Annotated in this window: 19 protein-coding genes; 7 read left to right on the top strand and 12 right to left on the bottom strand. The window is 68.5% G+C overall.

The window, feature by feature from the left end:
* The 8 genes from C4B30_RS03910 to C4B30_RS03945 all read right to left on the bottom strand — a co-directional run bounded on the left by C4B30_RS03910 (nt 1) and on the right by C4B30_RS03945 (nt 10129).
* Entirely contained in the window at nt 1–1239 is a 1239-nt protein-coding gene (locus C4B30_RS03910; protein WP_105131812.1) for an ABC transporter substrate-binding protein, read from the bottom strand.
* A 296-nt stretch (nt 1240–1535) separates the two neighbouring features.
* Nucleotides 1536–2750: a porin gene (locus C4B30_RS03915; RefSeq protein ID WP_105131813.1), complete on the bottom strand. Its 1215-nt coding sequence runs from the start codon at nt 2748–2750 to the stop codon at nt 1536–1538.
* A gap of 159 nt (nt 2751–2909) precedes the next feature.
* Entirely contained in the window at nt 2910–3848 is a 939-nt protein-coding gene (locus C4B30_RS03920) for a helix-turn-helix domain-containing protein (RefSeq protein WP_105131814.1), read from the bottom strand.
* A 70-nt stretch (nt 3849–3918) separates the two neighbouring features.
* Nucleotides 3919–4530: a DUF3156 family protein gene (locus C4B30_RS03925; protein ID WP_105131815.1), complete on the bottom strand. Its 612-nt coding sequence runs from the start codon at nt 4528–4530 to the stop codon at nt 3919–3921.
* Complete coding sequence (locus C4B30_RS03930; RefSeq protein WP_105131816.1) at nt 4527–6029, bottom strand: APC family permease; 1503 nt, start codon at nt 6027–6029, stop codon at nt 4527–4529. The genes C4B30_RS03925 and C4B30_RS03930 overlap by 4 nt, the downstream gene beginning before the upstream one ends.
* A 237-nt stretch (nt 6030–6266) precedes the next feature.
* On the bottom strand, nt 6267–7607 hold the full coding sequence (locus C4B30_RS03935; RefSeq protein ID WP_027781051.1) for an aspartate aminotransferase family protein: 1341 nt from the start codon (nt 7605–7607) through the stop codon (nt 6267–6269).
* Nucleotides 7608–7681: 74 nt separating this feature from the next.
* Entirely contained in the window at nt 7682–9184 is a 1503-nt protein-coding gene (locus C4B30_RS03940) for an aldehyde dehydrogenase family protein (protein ID WP_105131817.1), read from the bottom strand.
* Between the two features lie 204 nt (nt 9185–9388).
* Nucleotides 9389–10129 carry a helix-turn-helix transcriptional regulator gene (locus C4B30_RS03945; protein ID WP_105131818.1) on the bottom strand — a complete coding sequence of 247 codons (741 nt, stop codon included), beginning with the start codon at nt 10127–10129 and terminating at the stop codon, nt 9389–9391.
* A 473-nt stretch (nt 10130–10602) separates the two neighbouring features.
* Between C4B30_RS03945 and C4B30_RS03950 the strand changes: the two genes are divergently transcribed.
* Nucleotides 10603–11478, top strand: coding sequence for a lipid A biosynthesis lauroyl acyltransferase (locus C4B30_RS03950; RefSeq protein WP_105131819.1), 876 nt, complete (start codon nt 10603–10605; stop codon nt 11476–11478).
* A gap of 195 nt (nt 11479–11673) precedes the next feature.
* On the opposite strand, the gene ypfJ is transcribed toward C4B30_RS03950, so the two are convergent.
* A complete protein-coding gene (ypfJ, locus tag C4B30_RS03955; RefSeq protein ID WP_089502039.1) occupies nt 11674–12552 on the bottom strand; it encodes a KPN_02809 family neutral zinc metallopeptidase in 879 nt (292 codons plus the stop codon).
* 529 nt (nt 12553–13081) lie between these two features.
* On the opposite strand from ypfJ, the gene C4B30_RS03960 reads away from it, so the two are divergent.
* The 5 genes from C4B30_RS03960 to C4B30_RS03980 all read left to right on the top strand — a co-directional run bounded on the left by C4B30_RS03960 (nt 13082) and on the right by C4B30_RS03980 (nt 17922).
* On the top strand, nt 13082–13873 hold the full coding sequence (locus tag C4B30_RS03960) for an SDR family NAD(P)-dependent oxidoreductase (RefSeq protein ID WP_105131820.1): 792 nt from the start codon (nt 13082–13084) through the stop codon (nt 13871–13873).
* 100 nt (nt 13874–13973) lie between these two features.
* Nucleotides 13974–15011, top strand: coding sequence for a LysR family transcriptional regulator (locus C4B30_RS03965; RefSeq protein WP_105131821.1), 1038 nt, complete (start codon nt 13974–13976; stop codon nt 15009–15011).
* A gap of 99 nt (nt 15012–15110) precedes the next feature.
* Nucleotides 15111–15800 (top strand): DUF4286 family protein, encoded by a 690-nt coding sequence (locus C4B30_RS03970; RefSeq protein WP_105131822.1) that lies wholly within the window; start codon nt 15111–15113, stop codon nt 15798–15800.
* Between the two features lie 135 nt (nt 15801–15935).
* Nucleotides 15936–17171, top strand: a complete 1236-nt coding sequence (locus C4B30_RS03975) for an MFS transporter (RefSeq protein WP_373558214.1) — start codon at nt 15936–15938, stop codon at nt 17169–17171.
* Between the two features lie 49 nt (nt 17172–17220).
* A complete protein-coding gene (locus C4B30_RS03980) occupies nt 17221–17922 on the top strand; it encodes a DUF2848 domain-containing protein (RefSeq protein WP_105131823.1) in 702 nt (233 codons plus the stop codon).
* Between the two features lie 358 nt (nt 17923–18280).
* Here the strand turns inward: C4B30_RS03980 and C4B30_RS03985 are convergent, their stop codons facing one another.
* On the bottom strand, nt 18281–19258 hold the full coding sequence (locus C4B30_RS03985; protein ID WP_105131824.1) for an NAD-dependent epimerase/dehydratase family protein: 978 nt from the start codon (nt 19256–19258) through the stop codon (nt 18281–18283).
* A 99-nt stretch (nt 19259–19357) separates the two neighbouring features.
* On the opposite strand from C4B30_RS03985, the gene C4B30_RS03990 reads away from it, so the two are divergent.
* Nucleotides 19358–20260: a LysR family transcriptional regulator gene (locus C4B30_RS03990; RefSeq protein WP_105131825.1), complete on the top strand. Its 903-nt coding sequence runs from the start codon at nt 19358–19360 to the stop codon at nt 20258–20260.
* Nucleotides 20261–20291: 31 nt separating this feature from the next.
* Here the strand turns inward: C4B30_RS03990 and C4B30_RS03995 are convergent, their stop codons facing one another.
* Nucleotides 20292–20615 carry a DUF7660 family protein gene (locus C4B30_RS03995; RefSeq protein WP_034185231.1) on the bottom strand — a complete coding sequence of 108 codons (324 nt, stop codon included), beginning with the start codon at nt 20613–20615 and terminating at the stop codon, nt 20292–20294.
* Nucleotides 20616–20674: 59 nt separating this feature from the next.
* Nucleotides 20675–21547, bottom strand: coding sequence for a LysR family transcriptional regulator (locus tag C4B30_RS04000; protein WP_089502395.1), 873 nt, complete (start codon nt 21545–21547; stop codon nt 20675–20677).
* Between the last annotated feature and the right edge of the window lie 104 nt (nt 21548–21651).

Consider the following 21651-nt stretch of genomic DNA (forward strand, 5'->3'; position numbering starts at 1 on the left):
TCACTTGCCGGCCGCGGCCGTCGCCTGCGCGATCTTCTGCTGCGCCTGGCGCAGCGCGGCATCGGGCGCGGCCTGCCCCGTCAATGCGAGCTGCAACTGAGCGCCGAGAATGCTCTCGACCTGCTGCCAGTCCTTCACGCGCGGCCGCGCGCGGCCGGCCTCGAGCGCCTTCAGTTGATCGGGATACCAGCGATACTGGCGCACCAGCGCCGGATCGTTGAAGACGCTGCGGCGCGTCGGCGGAATGCCGATGCCGGCGAGGCGCGTCTGCGTATCGCGCGCGCTCAGGTAAGCGAGGAAATCCTGCGCGAGCTTCGCGTGCGGCGCGTCCTTCGGAATGCCCATCTGCCAGATGCCGAGCATCGGCGCCGGGCCCGCGGTCTGCCCCGGCGGCGGCTGCAGCGCGATCTGCCCGACCACGCGCGACTGCTTCGGATCGTCGAGCGCCGGCACCCACGCAGGCCACACCTCGATCGACTGCGCGGCCGTGCCGCGCTGCAATGCGTCGCGCACTTCGGCCGCGCCGTACACGTCGACGTCCTTCGGCGCGAACGCCTTCAGCGCGAGGAACGTCTTCAGGGCGGCCTGCGCTTCGCGCGAATCGATCGTCACGTTGCCGGCATGGTCGAACACGTCGCCGCCGTACGCCCACAGGATCGGCAGGAAGCCCGTGACGACCGGGTTGCCTTTCGTGCCGCGGAACACGACGCCCGACACGCTCTTGTCCGCGCCGCCGACGGTCTGCGCGATCTTCAGCACGTCGTCCCAGTTGCGCGGCGGTTGCAGCTTGTACTTCGCGAGCAGATCCTTGCGGTACGCGAACATCTCGACGTTGCCGACGATCGGCAACGCGTACAGCGCGCCAGCCGCATTGCGGCCGAGCGCGACGGCGGACGGCACGAGATCGGCGTCCGCGAACGATGCGGGCAGCGGCTTCAGCCAGCCGTTGCCGATGAATTCGGGCGCCCACGTGTCGTCCATCATCACGAGGTCGTAGGCGCCGGTGCCTTCGCGCATCGACAGCTTGAGCTTCTGGTACAGGTTCGCGTTCGGCAGCTTGAGGAGTTCGATCTCGGTGCCCGGGTGCAGCTTGTTGAAGCCGGCGACGGCGTCGGCCAGCCCCTTGCCGTAGATGTCGTCGCGGCCTGCGATGACGAGATCGGCGGCCACGGCGTGCGTGGCGGCGAAGGACAGCGCAAGGGCGGCGGACAGCGCGCGCAGGCGGCTCAGCAAGGTCATGGGTCTCTCTCGATCGGCGTATGGAGCGGAACAGTCATGCGTTTCACACGTGTGCAACGCCGGCGACAGGCCAGGTCGCCTGAAGCGTCGCCATTGTTCACGCAGACCGTGAAGGTATTGTGGCAAGCCGCAAGCCGGGCAACCTGATGCGCGCATTCCGTCAATCCGGGTCCATTCAGTCAAGCATACGGATGGTTTTTTTCAAGCAAGGCTTTCCATCAATCGCCCGATGCCGCCCACGCGCATGAAGACCGCACGACGGCACGCGACCGGCGTGCCCCCGCCCGCCGTTCAAGTCAAAAGTTCACACGAATCCCGGCCATCACCGCCAGTTGGCGGCTCGAATTGCTGTTCGCGAGCACCGGAATCTGCGCATAGTTCGTCGCGTTGCCGTCCGCATCGGTGCCCAGCCCCGTGCCACTCGCGATCTGTCCGATCGCGACCGCATACAGCGCCGTGCGCTTCGACAGGCTGTAGTTCGTGCCGACGTTCAGCTGGTGGAACCGCGTCGTGCCGCGCCCGTCCGTATGCGCGGCGTTGAAGATGTACGCGACGCCGCCTTGCAGCGCCGGCGTGAACATGTACGTGACGTTCAGCTCGCCGATGTCGAACGTGAACGCCTGCGTGCGCGGCTGCGCGGCGGTCGAGAAATAACGGCTGTCGCCCAGACGCGTATGCGTGTAGGTCAGCGCGAGCGTCGCCGCGCCGAACGTGACCGACCCACCCGCGCCGAACGCGCGCATCGAGCCGGCATCCTGCAGCAGGCAATACATCGCGCCGGGGTTGCTGCACGCGAAATCGCCGATATAGCCGCTCGCGCCGCCGAGCGCCGCGTCGAGCGGCTGATGCAGGTCGAGATAGCCGACCGAGAACGCCACCGGCGCACGCGTGTACGTCGCAGCCACCGCATAGCCGCGCTTCGCGGAAAAATCGCCGGCCTGCCCGCCGAAGCTGAACGTGCCGCCGAACGTGAGCCCGTTGAAATCGGCGCTGGTGAATTTCACCGCGTTGTTGAAGTTGAATGCGGCATTCAGGTTGTCGACGTCGCCGAGATGCGAGCCGTACGGCGTCGCCCAGTTGTTGCTCGACACGTACGCACCGAGCATGTCGGTGTACGAGTCGTATTGCCGGCCGAGGCCGAGCGTGCCGACCCCGTCCTGGCGCAGCCCGACCCATGCCTGCCGGCTGAATGCGGTGCCGCCCTGCAGCGCCTGCCCGCTCGCCGACAGGAACTGCTGCTCGAGCGTGAATACCGCATTCAGGCCGCCGCCGAGCGGCTCGGCGCCCTGGAAGCCGAAGCGCGACGGCACAAGGTTGCCGCCGCCCATCTGCCACGCATGGCCGCCGCCCGTGCTGCCGTCGGTGCGCATGAACTGCTGGTTGGTCGAGTAGATAATGCCGGTGTCCACGGTGCCGTACAGCGTCACGCTCCCCGAAGTCTGCGCGTGCGCGTGCAGGCAACCCAGCATGGCCGCTGCCGCGGCCGCGGTCAGTCGTCGTCCGTTCTTCATGTCCCGCCCCTCAATGTTCATCGGTTCGCAGTGCAAATCGATGGTGTTGTCGATATGGGTGGCAGGACTTTATCCAGCGAAAATTCCGGACCTCTATCCCAAATCAGCAAACGGTGAGGAGGACGGGCGATACGGCGGCGCCGTCGCGGCGCGAGCAGGTCATTCGGGACGCAGGGTTTGCGACGGCAGCTCGCCGAACAGGTCGCGATACTCGCGCGCGAAATAACCGAGGTGCGTGAAGCCCCAGCTCGCGGCGGCTTCGCCGACGCCGAGCTGCTGCACCGGCGTCGTGCGCAGCAGGCGACGCACCGCGTTCAGCCGGATCGTGCGCAGGTAGCCGACCGGCGTGACGTCGGCCACGCGTTGAAAGCTCGTTTGCAGCGTGCGGCGGCTGCAGCGCAGCGCGCGGCACAGTTCGAGCACGGTGACGGGTTCCTCGGGGCGTTCGCGCAGATGCTTCTCGCAGCGGCTCACGATATCGCTGTAGGTGGCGTACGTGATGTCGCGGCGCTCGACGCCGATGCCCTGTTCGAGCGCATCGAGGAACATGCCGAGCATCGCGTCGCGAAACATCCTGCGGGTGGCCGCATATTCGAGGCAGCCCGGGTTGCGCTGGGCATCGTCGATCAGCGCCGACAGCCGCACGCCGAGCGCGACGCCCTGCGCATCGGACAGCCGCGTCACGTGCCGCAGCCTGCGCGCGGCGGCCGCGCCGAATTCGGCTTCGCACAGCTCGTCGACCATGTCGGACGCCGCGCTGATCCCGACGAGCCCCATCCCTTCCGGCGTGTGGAATTCGAAATCCTCGCCGGCGCGCAGCGCGAGCAGCGCATAGCCGTCGACCGGCTGCCCCTGGAACGTACCGGCGAGCGGTACGGACAGCGGCACCGCGAGCGACGTGCGCCCGAGCGGCGCGAGCCCGGTTTGCGCGACACGCCGGTTGGTCGTCTCGCGGAAGAAGTGGAAATCGTCGTACAGCACCTGCGTGACGGTGCCCTTGAAGCGGCCGGGGGTCATCTGACGGTAGACCTGATGCCAGCCCGCGATCGCGAGCCCGTGATCGTGCACGTCTTCGTGTGAGCGTGACTGGAACAGCATCGGCGTCTCCGGTAAAACCCTTGGGTACTGGATGCGGCCGCCGGGTTCGCACGGCGCGCATCGCCATAGCTTACCCTCGCAAAATCCTGCGTAGTGCGGTTTCGAATGCAAGACAGGCCGCCGACAGCGCGGCGGCCTGTTCGTCGATCAGCCTGACATAGCGGCGAAACGATGGCATCCGGTTCACGACCTCGCTACCGCCGAACGGCACGATCGCGAGCGTCCAGCGGCCGTCGCGCGCGTCGATCGCGCAGTCGGTCAGGTGCAGCGGCCGCAGCGCGTCGACGAGCGCCGGCTCGGCGACCAGCGCGGCCAGCGTGTCGGTGAAGAGAGGGTCGCATCCGGGCACCGGTACCGCATCGATGCCGGTGCGACGCAGCCAGCCGGTCTGTCGCACGCGCGCGCTGCCCTGCGCGGTCGGGCCGTCGGCGGCCGCCGTCACCTTCACGCTGACCGTATGCATCAGGAACTGGCGCTCGACGCGCTCGTCGAGGCTCACGCGCACGCCGTTCGACAGCCGCGCCGTGGCGCCACCGACGCCGACGCCGCCGACGCCGCCGACACCCTCGGCATCGCGCACGGCCCGCAGATCGGCGAGCACGCGCGCGGCGATCGCGCCGGGACGGTGACCGGGCGGCGGCGCATCGGGCGCCGCGCGCCACCGGGCGAGTACGGCCTTCACGACGCGACGTGCTCGTTGCGCAGCACGTCCTCCACCGGCACCGGCTTGAACGGATGCCGGCGCTGCACGACGAGCGTCCAGAACAGCGCATACAGCGCTGTGAGCCCGAGCATCGCGCCGAACGGCACGTAGATGTCGCGCGCGTTCATTCCCGGCGGCGTGATGTACCAGATCGCGAGCACGATGCCGACGCTCGACACGATCTGCGGCAGCGGGAACCACGGCGATCGATACGGGCGCGGCAGGTCCGGGCGGCGGATACGCAGCATCACGACCGACGCGGTGACGAGCAGGTACGCGGTACCCCACGCGCAGGTCGCGGCGAGCACGAGATGCAGGATGCTGTCGAGATTGCCGTTGATCAGCCACGCATGGAAGATCGGCACGATCGCCGACGCGACGATGCCGACCACCGGCGTCTTGAAACGCGGATGCAGGTACGCGAAGCAGCGCGGCAGCGCGCCGTCGATCGCCATCCCGTACAGAATCCGCGGCAGCCCGGCCATCAGCGTGTTGATCGTCGCGGCGCCCGCGCACAGGAACGCGATGCCGAACCACACGCGGCCGAATGGCCCGAGCACCTGCAGCGCGAACGCGGGAATCGCGCCGGGCGTGTCGAGCAGGTGCGTGAGGCCGTCGGCGCTCACCGGCACGTTCGCGACCTGGCGGCGGATCGCCGCGCCGTACAGGAACATGCAGATCGCGACGCCGACGAGGCCGATCGACATCGCGCGCGGGATCGTGCGGCCCGGCGCCTTCATTTCCGGCGCGAGCGGCGTGACGAACTCGCAGCCGACGAACATGAACATCGCCATCCCGACCAGCGACAGCACGGCCGGGATCGACGTGCCGACTTCCGAGCCGCCGAACCAGCCGTCGAGATGCACGGCCGGCGCGGCCGCGAGCCCGAGGATCCCGAAGATCATCAGCGACAGCCACATGCCGGCCGTCAGCACGATCTCGAGCTTGCTGAACACCTTGATGCCGACGATGTTGGTGATCGCGAACGTGACCACGAGGCCGACGCCGACGAGCCACGAACTGTTGTGCTTCTCGAACGCGGCGTTCAGCGATTCGAAGTTCACGAGCGCCATGATGCCGCTCAGGATCGTCTCCGCCGTGCCGGCGAACACGTGCACAAGGAAATACGCGGAAATCGTGCCGGTGATCGCCCAGAAGCGGCCGAGCCCGCACGACAGGTAATCGTAAACCGAGCCGGCCGTCGGCAGCATCGCGGCGGCTTCGGAGAACGTGGTCGCCTGCGCCTGCATCATCACGAACGCGATGATCATCGCGACCGCGAACGCCCAGCCGCCCATCCCGAAGCCCGACGTCGCGGTGAGGATCACCGGGCTCGCCATGATGAGGCCGACGGCGCTCGCCAGCGCGGTCGGAAAACCGACGGCGCCCGCCTTCAATGCGGCGCCGCCGCCCGCTTCAGCCGGCGAGCCGGCGGACGTATCGCCCGCGGCGCCGGTCATTCCCGACCATCCCGACATCGTTGTCTCCTTCGTTGGTTGGCCTGAACCGGCGCTTCGTCAGCGGCCGGGGCCAGATGCTTCGCGGTCGGCCCCGGGCGGTGCGTCAGCACTGCGAGACCCGGGCCCCCTGTCGATCACACCGTGATCCGATGTCGAAAAAATACGCAGGCAAAATAATCCAGTCATAGCGCAAATCGGCAAACCCGCGATGGCGTTTACCCGCCGCCGCGGGTTTGCCGTCGAGCGGTCACGCCGTCATGCGAACGGTACTGCCTCGAAGCCGGCCGCGAGCGCGTCGACGATCCGGTCGAGCTGTTCGCGCTGGATCACGAGCGGCGGCGACAGGATGATCTTCGTGCCGACCGGACGCACCAGCACGCCGTTCTCGCGCGCGACTTCCGCGACCGCGTTCGCATAGCCCGACAGCGGATCGATCGGCTCGCGGGTGTCCTTGTTCGCGACGAGATCGAGCGCGAGCATCAGCCCCTTGCCGCGCACCTCGCCGACCGCCGCGAAGCGTTCCGCGAACGGCTGCAGCGCCTCGAGCAGATACGCGCCCTGCTTCGCCGCATTCGCCGGCAGGTCTTCCTTCACGACGATGTCGAGGCTCGCGATCGCGGCCGCGCATGCAACCGGGTGGCCGGCGTACGTGTAGCCGTGCATGATCGCCCCGCCGAAATCGGCATTCGCGGCGAACGCGTCCTCGATCCGCGCGTTCACGACCGTCGCGCCGAGCGGCACGTAACCCGACGAAATGCCCTTGGCGAGACACATGATGTCCGGGCGCACACCCCAGCCGCGGCTACCGAACAGGCTGCCGCTGCGGCCGAACCCCGTCACGACCTCGTCGGCGATCAGCAGCACGCCGTAGCGGTCGCACACCTCGCGCACCAGCGGCCAGTAGTTGGCCGGCGGCACGATCACGCCGCCCGCGCCCTGGATCGGCTCCGCGATGAACGCGGCGACGGTGTCCGGGCTCTGGAACTGGATCTCGCGCTCCAGCATCTCCGCGCAGATCCGGCCGAGTTCCTCCGGATCCCGCGTGAACGGGTTGCGGTACAGCCACGGCGTCTCGACGTGGAAGCAGCCGGGCAGGTTCGGTTCGTAGTTGCGGCGGAACACCGTGTTGCCGTTCACCGACGCGCCGCCGAAATGCGTGCCGTGATAACCCTGCTTCAGCGAGATGAACTTCGTGCGATCGGCCTGCCCGCGCACCTTCCAGTACTGGCGCGCGATCTTCAGCGCGGTCTCGATCGAATCGGAGCCGCCCGAGCTGTACAGCACGCGGCGCATCCCTTCCGGTTCGAGCATGTCGATCAGCTTCTTCGACAGCTCCTCGGCCCGCGGATGCGAAATGCCGTCGAACAGCTGGAAGTATTCGAGCTCGTCGAGCTGACGCACGATCGCGTCCTTCACTTCCTGGCGGTTGTGGCCGACGTTCACGTTCCACAGGCCCGCGACGCCGTCGACGAGCTTGCGCCCCTCCTCGTCGAATACGTAGCAGCCGTCGCCGCGCACGATGCGGATCGGCTTGCGCTGCTTCATTTCGTTCGGGTGCAGCATCGGGTGCCAGAACTTTGCTTCGTTGTAGCTCATTGCAATCTCCACTGTCGGATCGAATCGGGTTCGTTCGGGTTCGTTCGGGTTCGTTCGGGTTCGAGCGTCGCGCGTCAGTGCGCGATGCAGACGGATTTGGTTTCGGTGAAGCCTTCGATCGCGTACTGGCCGAATTCGCGGCCGATGCCCGATTGCTTGTAGCCGCCGAACGGCATCGACGGATCGAGCGGGATATGGCAGTTCACCCACACGGTGCCGGCCTCGATCCGCGGCACGAGGTTCATCACGCGTTTCAGGTCGTTGCTCCAGATGCTCGCGGCGAGGCCGTACGGCGACGCGTTCGCGAGGCGCACCGCGTCGGCCGCGTCGTCGAACGGCACGACGACGATCACCGGGCCGAACACCTCGTCGCGCACGATCGCGCTGTCCGGGTGCGGGTCGGCGATCACGGCCGGCTTCACGTAATAGCCGGGCAGATCGTCGGCCGGCGTGCCGCCCGCGAGGAACGTGAGGCCCGCGCGGCGCGCGCCTTCGATGTGCTCGACGACCTTGTCGCGATGGTGCGCGGAGACCAGCGGATTGATCTGCGCGGTGGTGTCGAGGCCCGCGCCGAGCTTCATCGACTGCGCGACGCCCGCGAGACCGTCGGCGAGTTGCGCGAACTTGCTGCGATGCACGTAGATGCGCGACGCGGCCGCGCATACCTGCCCCTGATTGAAGAATGCGCCGGCCGCCACCCCGTCGAGCGCCTGCGCGACGTCGACGTCGTCGAGCATCACGATCGGGTTCTTGCCGCCGAGTTCGAGCGAGAAGCGCGTCATGTTCTGCACGGCCGCCGCGCCGACCAGCTTGCCGGTCGCGGTCGACCCCGTGAACGAGATCTTCGCGACCGACGGGTGACTCGCGAGCGCCGCGCCGCAGACGCGCCCGCCCGTGACGACGTTGAACACACCGGGCGGCACGCCGGCTTCGCGCGCGAGCTCGGCCAGGCGCAGCGCGGTGAGCGGCGTTTCCGGCGACGGCTTCAGCACGATCGTGCAGCCGGCCGCCAGCGCGGGAATCAGCTTCCACACCGCGATCATCAGAGGGAAATTCCACGGCACGATCGCGGCGACCACGCCGACGGGCTCCTTGCGCGTATAGGCCGTATAGCGCGTGCCGGGCGGGAACGGGATCGACACGTCGAGCGTCTGGCCGGTGATCTTGGTCGCCCAGCCGGCCATGTAGCGCACGTATTCGACGCTCGCGCCGACTTCGATCGCGCGCGACACGTGAATCGACTTGCCCTGGTTCAGCGTTTCGAGTTGCGCGAGCGTTTCGGCGTCGGCTTCGATCAGGTCCGCGAGTTTCAGCAGGATGCGTTCGCGGTCGGCCGGCCGCAACCCGCTCCAGACGCGCGCGTCGAACGCGTGTTTCGCGCTGGCGACCGCGCGGTCGACGTCGTGTGCGTCCGCATCGGCGACGGTCGCGAGCCGCTCGCCCGTGGCGGGGTCGTACACGTCGAGCCGCGCGGCCGCGTGCGCGGGCTGCATTGCACCATCGATGAAGAGGCCGAAATCGCGCGCAACGAAGGTGCGCACGGTGTCGCTGACGGCGACGAAGTTCGTGTTGCTCATGGGCGTCTCGTTGATTGTCGTGGCTGGACCGCGTGCCGGTGAGGCACGCGGGCGTCGGACCACTGTATCGACGGGCGATCGCGCCCGGTGAGCGCAAATTGGCAGCGCGTGGGACGCTGAGAGGACCGGGTTCGAACCCCGTCCGATCGAGGCCGGCAACCGGCTCGATATCGCCGCGGGCAGGTCGGATAGCTTACGAAACGATTACAGAAACAACGCCCCGACCAGCTCCGTGCGATTCGACACGCCGAGCTTGCGGTACATGCGCATCAGGTGAGTCTTGATGGTTGGCTGGCCAAGGGCGAGATCGCGTGCGATCTCCTTGTTCGAGCGGCCGTCGCGCACGAGGCGCGCGATCTGCTCCTCGCGGTACGTCAGCCGCTCTTCGCAGCCGATCCGGTGAATTCCGCGCCGCGCGCGCAGCAGCGGGGTCAGCGCGGCTTCGGCGACCGGCTGCAGCCGCGCGAGCGCGTCGATCTCGCCGGGCGCGAACCGGCCTGCCATGCCATTCCCGGCCACGCCGCCGCCCGCTGCGCCGCTCCCGAAGCGCAGCAACGAGAACGCCCCCACCGTCCGGCCCGCGTCGCGCAGCCAGATCTCGACGACGTCCGCCACGTCGTGCCGCCGCAGGAAACGGGTCCAGTACGCGGACGCTTCACGCCTTTCGTCAGGCAATTGCGATGCGAGCGTAACGACCGCACCGACGCCCACGGCGCAGCGCGACGGATGCAGCGGATCGAGCATCCGGTAGCGGGCAACATAGGTCCGATGCATCGACTCCGGCATCCCGAACAGCTCGAAATCGGCCGGTTCACCGCTCGCGTCGAGCCGGTAGAACACGATCGCGGACGGGCTCGCGAACGCGTCGAACGCGTCCACGCATGCGCGCAGCGCGCGCCGCCAGTCGGCGGCGTCCGAATCGGCAGGGAGGGGGAGGCTCGGCATGAACGGTATCGGCGGACGGGCAAATGCGACGAAAACCGGGCCAGCCTACGCGCGGCGGCCACGCGTCCGTGAGCCCGAATCGGCAAATCGCCGCGCCGATCGCCCGAAGTGACTGCCTCCGCTCACGTCAGCCACCCGGGAAGCAGCCGCGAGCGGCCCGGTCGCTGCCGGTATCCGACCGGCGGGAAATGATCGGCGAGCAGACAAAAACAAGACAGGACACCCGACCAAGCATGTGATAATGCGCTCGCTCGCGGCGAACTCCTCGTTGTCGCTTCGAGGCATCCACCTTCATCTCACCAGCCATCGCGTCGACCAGGACGGGAAATTCCGTCCAGAGGCGATTTTCTATCCCGCGGCGCGGCGCCGCGACCTGGCGCGCCAAAGCGACGACGCTGCTTCCGTCATTCCCCTCAATGGACGTTCGTCGTTAGCGAACGGCAACATTCCCGCATGGTGCTCAGGAAAAATTCTTGAAACAACTCGGTCACGCCCTCGTCGTCACGCTGCTGCGCGCTTTCTCGGTCCTGCCGTACCCATTGGTCGCCAGGCTTGGCAGTGTCCTCGGGGCAGCCTTATATGCGCTTCCGAGCCGCCGCAAACATATCGTATTCGTCAACCTGCGCCTTTGCTTCCCGGAAAAGACCGAACGTGAGTACAACGATCTTGCGAAGAATCATTTTCGGCAGGTTGTCCGCAGCTATCTCGAACGCGGCATTCAGTGGTTCGGCAGTGCGCAGGCAATAAGGAATATCGTCCAGATCGACAGCAGGATCGATCTCGAAGACAAGGATGCGCCACCGACCATCTTCATGGGGTTCCACTTCGTGGGCATCGAGGTCGGATGCATGCTGTACTCGATGCAGTTTCCTGTCGCGGCGCTGTACACACGCATGTCGAACGCGCGTCTCTGCGACCTCGCAAAGCGACAACGCGGCAGATTCGGCGCGGAGATGATCGAACGTTCCACGAGCGCCAGAAAGATCCTGGGAATACTTCGCGCCGGCAAACCGGTCATGCTCGCGGCGGACATGGATCACGGCATCGACAACTCCGTGTTCGTCCCGTTCTTCGGCGTTCCCGCCTGCACGCTGACCTCCGTCTCGCGGCTTGCAACCCTGGGCCATGCGCGGGTAGTACCGTTCGTGACGGAGGTGCTGCCGAATTTCAAGGGATACAAGCTGACCATCTTCGAGCCGCTCAGCGATTTCCCGTCCGAAAGCGACACGACCGATGCACGGAGAATGAACGCGTTTCTCGAGGCGCAGATCTTGCGATTTCCGGAACAGTATTACTGGGTGCATCGACGCTTCAAGCACCGCCCGCCCGGCGTTCCGGCGGTCTACTGACGGTGCCGGTTTGCCCGGGGTGTCGTTCGTTATCCGGGCGCGGCAGTGATCTGCCTGGATCACCCGGACAGCTTGCCTGAAGCGGATCAGGCGAAGGTCTGGTGCAAGTAGCGCCCGACGCGCGACCGGGCCACCGCAACGGAGGTTCACGCACGACCGCCCTCGACGTGCGCGAACGCCCCAGGTACGTCAACGTCAGCGTGCGTTCGCGGCGAACGTGTCGCAGGCGCTCACCTCGCCCGACTCCATCCCGCGCCGCAACCAGTACACGCGCTGCTCGCTGGTGCCGTGCGTGAAGCTTTCGGGCACGACGTAGCCCTGCCCTTGCTGCTGCAGCCGGTCGTCGCCGATCGCCGCGGCGGCCTTCAGCCCCTGCTCGAAATCGCCCGGTTCCATCAGCCGCTGGTTCGCGCGCTGCGCGTTGTTCGCCCACACGCCGGCAAAGCAGTCGGCCTGCAACTCCATCCGCACCGACAGCGCATTCGCGCGCGCCTGGCTCGAGCGCCGGCGCGCGGCGTCGACCTTGTCGGCAATGCCGAGCAGGTTCTGCACGTGATGGCCGACTTCGTGCGCGATCACGTAGGCCTGCGCGAAATCGCCGCCCGCGCCGAAACGCTTGCGCAACTCGTCGTAGAAGCCGAGATCGATATACACGTTGCGGTCGCCCGGGCAGTAGAACGGCCCCATCGCGGTCTGGCCGGTGCCGCACGCGGTCGGCGTCGAGTTCGTGAACATCACGAGCTTCGGCGGTTCGTATTGCGCGTGCAGCTGCGTGTTGAACACGCCCGTCCACGTGCGTTCGATATTGCCGAGCACCTTGCGCGTGAACACCGCACCGGGATCGTTCGCCGCTGCGCCCTGGCGCTGGGTCGGCGCGGGCTGCGCCTGCTGCTGGCGCCCCTGCAGCGCCGACGCGCCTTCGAGCACGACGCGCGGGTCGATCCCGAAGAAATACGATGCGGCCAGCGCGACCACGATCGTACCGATGCCGATCGTCGCGCGCCCGCCGCCGAACCCGCCGGCGCCCCGTCGATCCTCGACGTTGGCGCTTTCTCTTTCGTCGTCCAGCCTCATTGCCGGCCCCTCCCTGTTCTTTTGTCGATGGTCCGGCCGCGCCAGCGCGCAACCGGGCGATATGCCGTGGCGACACGAGCCGTCGGCGGACGCGATGCCTGCGCATCGGACGCCCGCTCGCGCCGATCCCGCCTGCCGCTCCATTCGTACGACGGAACCGGTCGGCCGACGCGCCGACGCGCCGAGCGCCGCTGCGCTCGCCCGCTCGCCCGCTCGCCCGCTCGCGCTATTTTGCCGGGCTTTCGCGGCTTATCGCAAAAATGTGGAGGATAGAGCGATTCGGCGGCGGACATCGTCAGCCTTTGCAAAATGAGCAATGTCGGCGCTTTCCAGTGGAACAGGAGCCTGAGCGAGGGTCTGGGCTGGCTCTCTTGTGCAGCGCTCACTCCTCCAGGCTCCTTTCGGTTTTGGAAAGTACTCGGCCGCCGCGCCCGGCCGTCCGGACGACCCGCGTTCATCCTTTCGGCGGATACCGGTGCACGCCCGCGCCGCATAAAGTGGCCGGAACGCCCCCTTTCCGGAGAACGACATGACGCACCCGCCACCCCGCACGATCGCGATCACCGGCGCAGGCACCGGTATCGGCGCCGCGTGCGCGCGCCGCTTCGCCCGTCGCGGCGACCGCGTCGTGCTGATCGGCCGCCGCCCGGCGCCACTCGACGCGCTCGCCGCCGAAACGGGCGGCCTCGCGCTCGCGGGCGACGCCGCCGGCACCGCCGACTGGGCCGGCTTCCTGCCGCGCATCGCCGAACGCTTCGGCCGCGTCGATGCACTCGTCGCATGCGCGGGCGGCCACGGCATCGGCCGCGCGAACGAAACCGACGACGCGCAGTGGCGCGACGCGATGCACGCGAACCTCGACACCGCGTTCGTCAGCGCGCGCGCGTGCCTGCCCGACCTGATCGCGCAGCGCGGCAATATCGTGCTGGTCGCGTCGATCGCCGCGCTCGCGGCCGGCCCCGGCGTATGCGGCTACACGGTCGGCAAGCACGCGCTGCTCGGGCTTGCGCGATCGCTCGCACGCGACTACGGCCCGCACGGCGTGCGGGCGAACGCCGTCTGCCCCGGCTGGGTCCGCACGCCGATGGCCGATGCGGAAATGGAACCGCTGATGGCCGCGCACGGCGATTCGCTCGGCGATGCGTACGCCCGCGTCAGCGTCGACGTGCCGCTGCGGCGCGCGGCCGATCCCGACGAGATTGCGGCCGTCTGCGAATTCCTCGCGTCGCCGGACGCATCGTTCGTGACCGGCGCGACGCTCGTCGCGGACGGCGGCGCGACGGTCGTCGACGTGCCGACGCTCGCGTTCGACCGGCTTTGACGCCGCCGGAAGGCGTCGCGCGTGCCGGCCCGCTCCCGAATCCATTAACATCGTCCCGATCCGCCGCCTGGCGCGGCACCGCCTCACCGTTCGGAATTCGATGAACATCCGGTTTCTGGAAACCTTCGTCTGGCTCGCGAAGCTGGAAAACTTCCGGCTCACGGCCGAGAAACTGCACACGACGCAGGCGGCCGTGTCGAGCCGCATCGCGTCGCTCGAGGAAGCGTTCGACGTGCGCCTGTTCGACCGCAACACGCGCTCGGCCACGCTCACCCCCGCGGGCCGGCGCATGCTGGCCTACGCGGAGCGGATCGTGCGGCTCGACGGCGAAATGCGGCGCGACATCGACGCGGCGAGCGACGCGGGCCTGATCCGGATCGGCGTGATCGAATCGATCGTGCACAGCTGGTTCCCCGCGCTGATGGCGCAACTGCGCGAGCGCTATCCGCGCCTCGACGTCGAGATCACGAGCGACACGACGCTGCACCTGATCCGCCTGCTCAGTACCGACGGCGTCGACCTGATTCTGCAGACCGACCCGGTGCCGGGGCCGGACTTCACGAACCTGCCGCTGTGCGAATTCCCGGTGCGCTGGGCCGCGAGCCCGCGCCTCGGGCTCGGCGGCCAGCCGCTCGACGTCGCGCGTCTGGCCGGGTTTCCGATCATCAGCTTCTCGCGCCACTCGGGGCCGCACGCGACGATCGAGCGGCTGTTCGCGGCCGTCGAACGGCCGGCCAGCATCAACTGCATCACGTCGGTCGCCGCGATGATCCGCCTCGTCGCCGACGGCTTCGGCGTGGCCGCGCTGCCGCCCGCGATCATCGGGCGCGAACTGCACGAAGGCACGCTCGAACTGCTCGACGTCGAGCCCGAATTCCCGGCGCTGCCGCTCGTCGCGACGTACCGCAGCCAGGGGCTGCCGGTCGCCGCGCGTATCGCGGAACTCGCGAGCGAAGTCGCGCGCGCGATGGCGGCCGCCGCGAACCTCGCGAAGCCGGCCGCCCCCGATCGCGCCGACGCAGCGCCCACGCGCAAGGCAACCGCCACAAAAACGAACACGTCGGCCAAAACGAAACGCACGGCGAAAGCCGCCTCGCCTGCCACACCCGCCGCAAAACGCCGCCCGCGCCGCTCATAAGAAAACCTGTTCACCGCGAATTTGTTTTCTTGTTGGACGGGCGCGGCCCGTCTTCGGGACACTGCGGTTCCTGACACCCCCGTCACGAGGAACCCCGCGATGACCCGCCTTTCCCTTCCGCACGGCCAGCTTTGCGTCTGGACGGATATCGACCCCGCGCACGAAGCCGATTTCAACGCGTGGTACGACCGCGAGCACATGCAGGAGCGTGTCGCGATTCCCGGCTTCACGCATGCGCGGCGGTTTCGTGCGACCGACGGCGGCCCGCGCCGGTACCTCGCGCTGTACGTAACGGAGGCGCTCGACGTGTTCCGGGGCGACGCGTACCGGCGCGCGTTCACGCAGCAGACCGCGTGGTCGCTCGCGAACTTCGAGCGCATGACGGGCACGCAGCGGCGCGTCGGCGAGCTGACGATCGAGGCCGGCGACGGCGAAGGCGCGCATCTCGCGCTGTTTGTGCTGCCGCCGGACCGCATCGACGTGCCGCACCTGCGCGAGCGCTTCGACGCCGCGCTGCACGAACCGGGCATCCACGCCGCGCGGCTCTTCCGCACGTCACCGGACCTGTCCGCGCCGATCGGCGCCGCGGCGGCCGCTCGCCCGGCCGCCGATGCGCTCGTGCTGATCGAAGGCAGCGACGCAGCGGCCACGCGTCGCGTCGCCGCCGCACTCGCCGGGCACGACGACGTGCGCACCTTCGACCTGCTGTGGCGCGCCGCCGCGCCGCTGCCTGCCCGGCGACGCGACACCGACGCCGAACCGGCCAGCGCTGCCGCCCTGCCTGCCTGAACGCCGGACGCCGACACCGGCCCCGCGCTTCATCCCGTCCTACGTCACGACCTGCCCGATACCATGAGCACTCTCGCCCAGCCCGCCGCCCACGCGCCCCGCCGTGTCCGCAACAGCCGACTCGCGACCGCGAGCATGATCGGCACGTCGCTCGAGTGGTACGACTTCACGATCTACAACACGCTCGCCGCGCTCGTTTTCAACCATCTGTTCTTTCCGTCGGTCGATCCGCTGGCCGGCACGATCCTCGCGTTCTCGACCTATGCGGTTGGCTACGTGTCGCGCCCGCTCGGCGGCTTCGTGTTCGGCAACCTCGGCGACCGCATCGGCCGCCGCGCGGTGCTGATGCTCACGCTCGTGTTGATGGGCGTGACGACCGCGCTGATGGGCGCGCTGCCGACCTATGCGCAGGCCGGCATCCTGAGCCCGATCCTGCTCGTCGCGCTGCGCTTCGTGCAGGGCGTCGCGCTCGGCGGCGAATGGGCCGGCGCGGTGCTGCTGTCGGTCGAGCACGGCGACCAGAAACGGCGCGGGCTGTCCGCATCGTGGACGCAGATCGGCCCGTCGTTCGGCACGCTGCTCGGCACCGGCTGCATCGCGCTCGTCACGCTGTCCACCACGTCCGACACCTTCCTGTCGTGGGGCTGGCGCGTGCCGTTCGCGGCCAGCGCGCTGCTCGTCGTGTTCGGCTTCTGGCTGCGGCGCGGCGTCGACGAAACGCCGCAGTTCGAGCAGCTCGCCGAATCGCACGCGACCGCCGAAGTGCCCGTCGCCGACGTGCTGAAGTACCACTGGAAGCGCCTGCTGATCGCGGGCGGCTCGCGGATCGGTTCGGACGTGCTGTATGCGCTGATCGTCGTGTTCACGCTGACCTACGTGACGACCGTGCTGCACCTGTCGCGCCCCGTCGCGCTGACGGCCGTGATGATCGGCACGGCCTGCAACGCACTCGCGGTGCCGTTCTTCGGCGCGCTGTCGGACCGTTTCGGCCGTCGGCCCGTGTATCTCGCCGGCGCGCTCGCCGGCATCGTGTGGGCGTTCGCGTTCTTCGCGCTGCTCGATTCGGCGCGCCCCGCGGCGATCGTCGCGGCCGTCGCGATCGGCCTCGTGATCCATGCGGTGATGTACGGCCCGCAGGGCGCGTTCGTGACCGAACAGTTCCCGACGCGCGTGCGCTATGCGGGCGCGTCGCTCGCGTACACGCTCGCCGGCATCGTCGGCGGCGGCTTCGCGCCGCTCGTGATCGCCACGCTGTTCCGGCAGACGGGCACGACGACGGCCGTGTCGCTGTACGTCACCGCTGCGCTCGTCGTCACGTCGATCGCACTCGTCGTCGCGCGCGAGACCGCGCACCGGCCGCTCGAGGATTGAGCGCCGCCGCCAGCCGGTTCGTTCCTTCGCACTTCAAACGGATATCCGCATGCCAACCCTGTCGTTCAACGTGATTTCCCTGCAAGGCCCGCCGGCCGCCGTCGACGTCGACGTCGAACGCGTCGTGATCGCCGGCTGGGCCGGCCGAGATCCGGCCGCGATCCGCGCGCACATCGACGAACTCGCGGCGCTCGGCGTCGCGCCGCCGTCGACCACGCCGTGCTTCTATCGCGTGTCGTCCACGCTGCTCACGCAGGCGCTGTCGATCGGCGTGCTCGGCGCGCGCTCGGGTGGCGAGATCGAATGCGTGCTGGTCGACAGCCCGGCCGGCACGCTGGTCACGGTCGGCTCCGATCACACGGATCGCGAAGTCGAAGCGTACGGCGTCGCCGTGTCGAAGCAGGTGTGCGCGAAGCCGCTCGGCCGCGACGCATGGCGACATGCGGATGTCGCCGATCACTGGGATGCGCTCGAGATGCGTTCGTGGCTGATCGCGCGCGACGGCGAACGGCTCGCGTACCAGCACGGCGCGGTCAGCGGCCTGCTCGCGCCCGACGTGCTGTGGCAGCGGTTCGACGATCGCCGCACGATGCCCGCACGCTGCGCGATGTATGGCGGCACGGTCGCCGTGCACGGCGCGATCGCGGCGATGGGCGACGGCGATGCATTCGAGATGGAACTGCACGATCCGGTGCTCGGACGCAGCCTCGCGCATCGCTATGCCGTCGAGGTGTTGCCGGTCGTCGCGTAACGGCGAGCGGAAAACCGCACGGGACACGGACACGGGCACGACGGCTTTCGGCCGTTGCGCCCGTTTCTACCTGTACGACTCGAAGCAGTGATAGTCCGGAAAGTTGAACTGCGCGCTGTCGCAGTACAGCAACCCTGCCAGGTTGGTACACCCGCTCAGTGTGAACATGATTGCCCCCGCAACCGACGTTTTCCATCCGAAATACCCCATCGCGCCCCCGTTTCCTCCTTGTCGGTGTTGACCGACATGATGCGCATCGGACGCACGCGGGTATGTGGAGAATTGTGGCCCGGGGCGTTCTTCGGTTCGCCGTGACGCGTTTCCGCGCCCGGGGCGCAGCCTGGGCTACCTTCCTTGCTCACCCGAGACACCCGAGCCCCGCCAGCGTCGCCTCCACCGCGGTATCGAGCGGCGTCACCGGCTCGCGGCCGAGCACCGCGATCACGCGCGCGTTGTCCATCCGGACCGGTTCGCGCCACAGGTAACGCATCTCGAGCAATTCGCGCAGCGTCGTGACGAACGGCGCGGCCACCCACACGAGCCACCACGGAAAATCGCGCAGCGCCGGCCGCATGCCGTGCCGCTGCGCAACGCGTTGCACGGCCCGCGCCATCTGCATGCCGTCCTCATCCCAATGCCCGCCCAGATGAAATCGCGCGAATGGCTCCAGCGTCTCGCTCCGCTCGATCAGTTCGACCATCACGCGGGCCACGTCCGGCACATACGACCATTGATGGCCGACGCCGCGGCTCGGCACGCTGATGGCCGCGACGGGCCGCCCCGGCTTGATCAGCCCCTGAGAGAACCAGCTGTTGCCGAGCTGCGGCCCGAAGAAATCGCCGGCGCGCACGACGATCGCCCGCACGCCGTGCGCGCTCGCGTCCTGCAGCCGCCGCTCCAGCTCGACGCGAATCGCGCCCTTGCGGGTGGCCGGATGCTGCGGCGCATCTTCCCGCAGCACCGGAAACGCATCGGCGCCGAAGTTGTAGACCGTGCCCGGCAGCACGACGGTCGCCTGCGCGGCCCGGGCCGCCGCGATCGTGTTGTCGATCATCGGCAGCACCTGGGTGGCCCAGTTCCGGTATCCGGGCGGGTTCACCGCATGCACGATCACGCCGCAGCCGCGTGCGGCGCGCACGACCGCATCGCGATCCAGCGCGTCGCCGCGCATCCATGCGATGCCGTCGCGCTCCACGACCTCGGCATCGAGCCCGCGCTTGAGCGCACGCACCTGCCAGCCCGCGTCGCGCAACTGCCGCGCGACTTCCCCGCCGATTCCGCCGCTCGCGCCGAGCACGAGTGCCTGCCGTTGCGTCCCGCCTGCGTCGATCGTCATTGCCGCTCTCCTTGAATGGAACCATCACGACACGCATTCTTGCGCGCCGGCGACTATCAAGGAATTGCCTAGCCCAATGGATCGGCTATACATTTATGCATGACCACCGATCTGAACTGGGAACGCTACCGCACCTTCCTCGCGGTGCTGACGGAAGGCTCGCTGTCCGGCGCGGCGCGCACGCTCGGCATCACGCAGCCGACGGCCGGCCGCCATGTCGCGGCGCTCGAAGCCGCGTTCGGCCAGACGCTGTTCACGCGCTCGCCGTCGGGCCTGCTGCCGACCGAGGCCGCGCTCGCGCTGCGCGGCCATGCGGAGGCGCTGCGCAGCGCGGCGGCCGCGTTCGAGCGGGCGGCGGCCAGCCATGGCGCCGGCGTGCGCGGCATCGTGCGGATCTCGGCCAGCGACGTGATCGCCGTCGAGGTGCTGCCGCCGATGCTCGCGCAATTGCGGCGCGACCATCCTGGGCTCGTGATCGAACTGGTGCCGACCGACCGCATTCAGGACGTGCTGAAGCGCGAGGCCGATATCGCGGTCCGGATGGCGCCGCCCGCGCAGGACGCGCTCGTCGCGCGGCGCGTCGGCGAAATCGAGGTCGGGCTGTATGCGCGCGACGATTACCTGGCGCACCACGGCGCGCCCGCGACAATCGACGCGCTCGCGCACCACGCGCTGATCGGCTTCGATACGGTCACGCCGTTCATCCGCTCCGCGGGGCGCGGCATGCCGATGTGGAAGCGCGACGCGTTCGCGCTGCGCACCGACAGCAATCTCGCGCAGCTTGCGATGATCCGCGCCGGCTACGGGATCGGCTTCTGCCAGACGGCGCTCGCGAAACGCGACGCGCGGCTCGTGCGCGTGCTGCCGGATGGGCCCGCGATGCGGCTGGAAACCTGGGTCGTGATGCACGAAGACCTGCGGACAAGCCCGCGCTGCCGGGCCGTGTTCGATGCACTGGCCAACGGGTTGCGTGCGTATGCGGACGGTGAAGTCGCCGAGTAGAAAGCGGCGTGCGTGAATCGCCCGGGCCGCGTTATTCGTAGATTTTCCCGGCGAACAGGATGTCGGCGATGCGCCGCCATGGGTTCTCGGGCACGTCGTAGTCGCGCAGCCCCTCTTCCGACGCCTCGGCCCAATCGATCATCGCTTCCAGGTATTCGCCGATCGAACGGTTTTCCCAGCCGAGCGCCGCGTGGGCATACGGCGACAGCGGCGCGTCGGCCTCGAGCTGCCGCTCCGTGTGCCAGTCATGGCCGAGCACGCGCAGGAAGTGGACCAGCGAGCGCTCGTCGACCACGCGCTCCAGCGCATGCTGCAGCTTCGCGGCCATCTGGTTCTTCAGTTCGTCGTCGTTCATGCCCGTAGCCCCCTGGCGCGCCCGTCGGGGCGCGCCGCCGCGTGACGCGCGGCATGGTTTTACATCAGCAGCTGACGCGACAGCACCTCGCGCGCCTGGGCGACGGTCTCGCGTTCGCCCGGCAACGGCGGCGTCAGCGAAAACACCGCGTCGGGCAACGGCGGCAGCCGGTATTTCGTGCCGAGCCGCATCAGGCCGTCGCCGATCGCCGACGCGCACAGGCAGCCGACCCCGAGCCCCGCCGCGAGCATCGACTGCAAGCCCGCGACGCCCGACGCGCTGTGCACGAGCACGTACGGCGTGTGCCGTTCGTCGAGCGAGCGCACAGCGACCTGATGCATCATGCAGTCGTCCGGCAGCAGCACCAGCGGCAGCGGTTCGGGCAACTGTTCGGCGAGCGCGGGCGACGCGACCCACGACAGCGGTTCGCGACGCAGCACCCAGCGCGTGTCGGCCGACACCGGCCGGAACGGCCCGCTCGACATGTTCATCACGACGCCGAGATCGATCTGCCCGCGTGCGTGCGCCACTTCGATATCCGCGCTCTTCATCGCGCTCACGTGCAGGCTCAACTGCGGGTAGCACTCGCGCAGCCGCGCCAGCATGCCCGCGACTTCATTCGTGCGGTAATAGTCGGTGATCGCGACGCGCAGTTCGCCCTTGATCGCCTGCCCGCGCAGTTCGTCGAACGCGGCCTCGTTCAGCGCGACGATGCGCCGCGCGTGTTGCAGCAGCCGCGAGCCGGCCGGCGTCGGCTCGACGCCGCGCTTGCTGCGCACGAACAGCGGCACGCCGGCGCGCGATTCGAGTTTGCGCACCTGCTCGCTGACCGTCGATTGCGACAGGTGCAGCAGCGGCGCGGCGGCCGTCAGGCTGCCGGCATCCGCGACCGCCGCGAAAGTGCGCAATTGATCCAGATCGAAACCGCGCATCGTCATTCCTTATCCATCGATTAATCCGATGGATGCTACCACTCTTTCCCGCTTTTCCGAACCATGTGCGATGCCCAGAATAATGGGGCAACGGCCTGCCTGCG

Origin of the sequence: Burkholderia sp. BE12 (assembly GCF_002959955.1) — a bacterium.
In the GTDB taxonomy this organism is placed as follows: domain Bacteria; phylum Pseudomonadota; class Gammaproteobacteria; order Burkholderiales; family Burkholderiaceae; genus Burkholderia.

Bases quoted from the DNA above. Each gene is read 5' to 3' on its own strand.
- ypfJ (WP_089502039.1), bottom strand. From the start codon at position 12,552: ATGAGGCTGGACGACGAAAGAGAAAGCGCCAACGTCGAGGATCGACGG.
- C4B30_RS03915 (WP_105131813.1), bottom strand. From the start codon at position 2,750: ATGAAGAACGGACGACGACTGACCGCGGCCGCGGCAGCGGCCATGCTG.
- C4B30_RS03920 (WP_105131814.1), bottom strand. From the start codon at position 3,848: ATGCTGTTCCAGTCACGCTCACACGAAGACGTGCACGATCACGGGCTC.
- C4B30_RS03945 (WP_105131818.1), bottom strand. From the start codon at position 10,129: ATGCCGAGCCTCCCCCTCCCTGCCGATTCGGACGCCGCCGACTGGCGG.
- C4B30_RS03935 (WP_027781051.1), bottom strand. From the start codon at position 7,607: ATGAGCTACAACGAAGCAAAGTTCTGGCACCCGATGCTGCACCCGAAC.
- C4B30_RS03930 (WP_105131816.1), bottom strand. From the start codon at position 6,029: ATGTCGGGATGGTCGGGAATGACCGGCGCCGCGGGCGATACGTCCGCC.
- C4B30_RS03960 (WP_105131820.1), top strand. From the start codon at position 13,082: ATGACGCACCCGCCACCCCGCACGATCGCGATCACCGGCGCAGGCACC.
- C4B30_RS03910 (WP_105131812.1), bottom strand. From the start codon at position 1,239: ATGACCTTGCTGAGCCGCCTGCGCGCGCTGTCCGCCGCCCTTGCGCTG.
- C4B30_RS03965 (WP_105131821.1), top strand. From the start codon at position 13,974: ATGAACATCCGGTTTCTGGAAACCTTCGTCTGGCTCGCGAAGCTGGAA.
- C4B30_RS03995 (WP_034185231.1), bottom strand. From the start codon at position 20,615: ATGAACGACGACGAACTGAAGAACCAGATGGCCGCGAAGCTGCAGCAT.
- C4B30_RS03990 (WP_105131825.1), top strand. From the start codon at position 19,358: ATGACCACCGATCTGAACTGGGAACGCTACCGCACCTTCCTCGCGGTG.
- C4B30_RS03975 (WP_373558214.1), top strand. From the start codon at position 15,936: ATGATCGGCACGTCGCTCGAGTGGTACGACTTCACGATCTACAACACG.
- C4B30_RS03940 (WP_105131817.1), bottom strand. From the start codon at position 9,184: ATGAGCAACACGAACTTCGTCGCCGTCAGCGACACCGTGCGCACCTTC.
- C4B30_RS04000 (WP_089502395.1), bottom strand. From the start codon at position 21,547: ATGCGCGGTTTCGATCTGGATCAATTGCGCACTTTCGCGGCGGTCGCG.
- C4B30_RS03985 (WP_105131824.1), bottom strand. From the start codon at position 19,258: ATGACGATCGACGCAGGCGGGACGCAACGGCAGGCACTCGTGCTCGGC.
- C4B30_RS03980 (WP_105131823.1), top strand. From the start codon at position 17,221: ATGCCAACCCTGTCGTTCAACGTGATTTCCCTGCAAGGCCCGCCGGCC.
- C4B30_RS03970 (WP_105131822.1), top strand. From the start codon at position 15,111: ATGACCCGCCTTTCCCTTCCGCACGGCCAGCTTTGCGTCTGGACGGAT.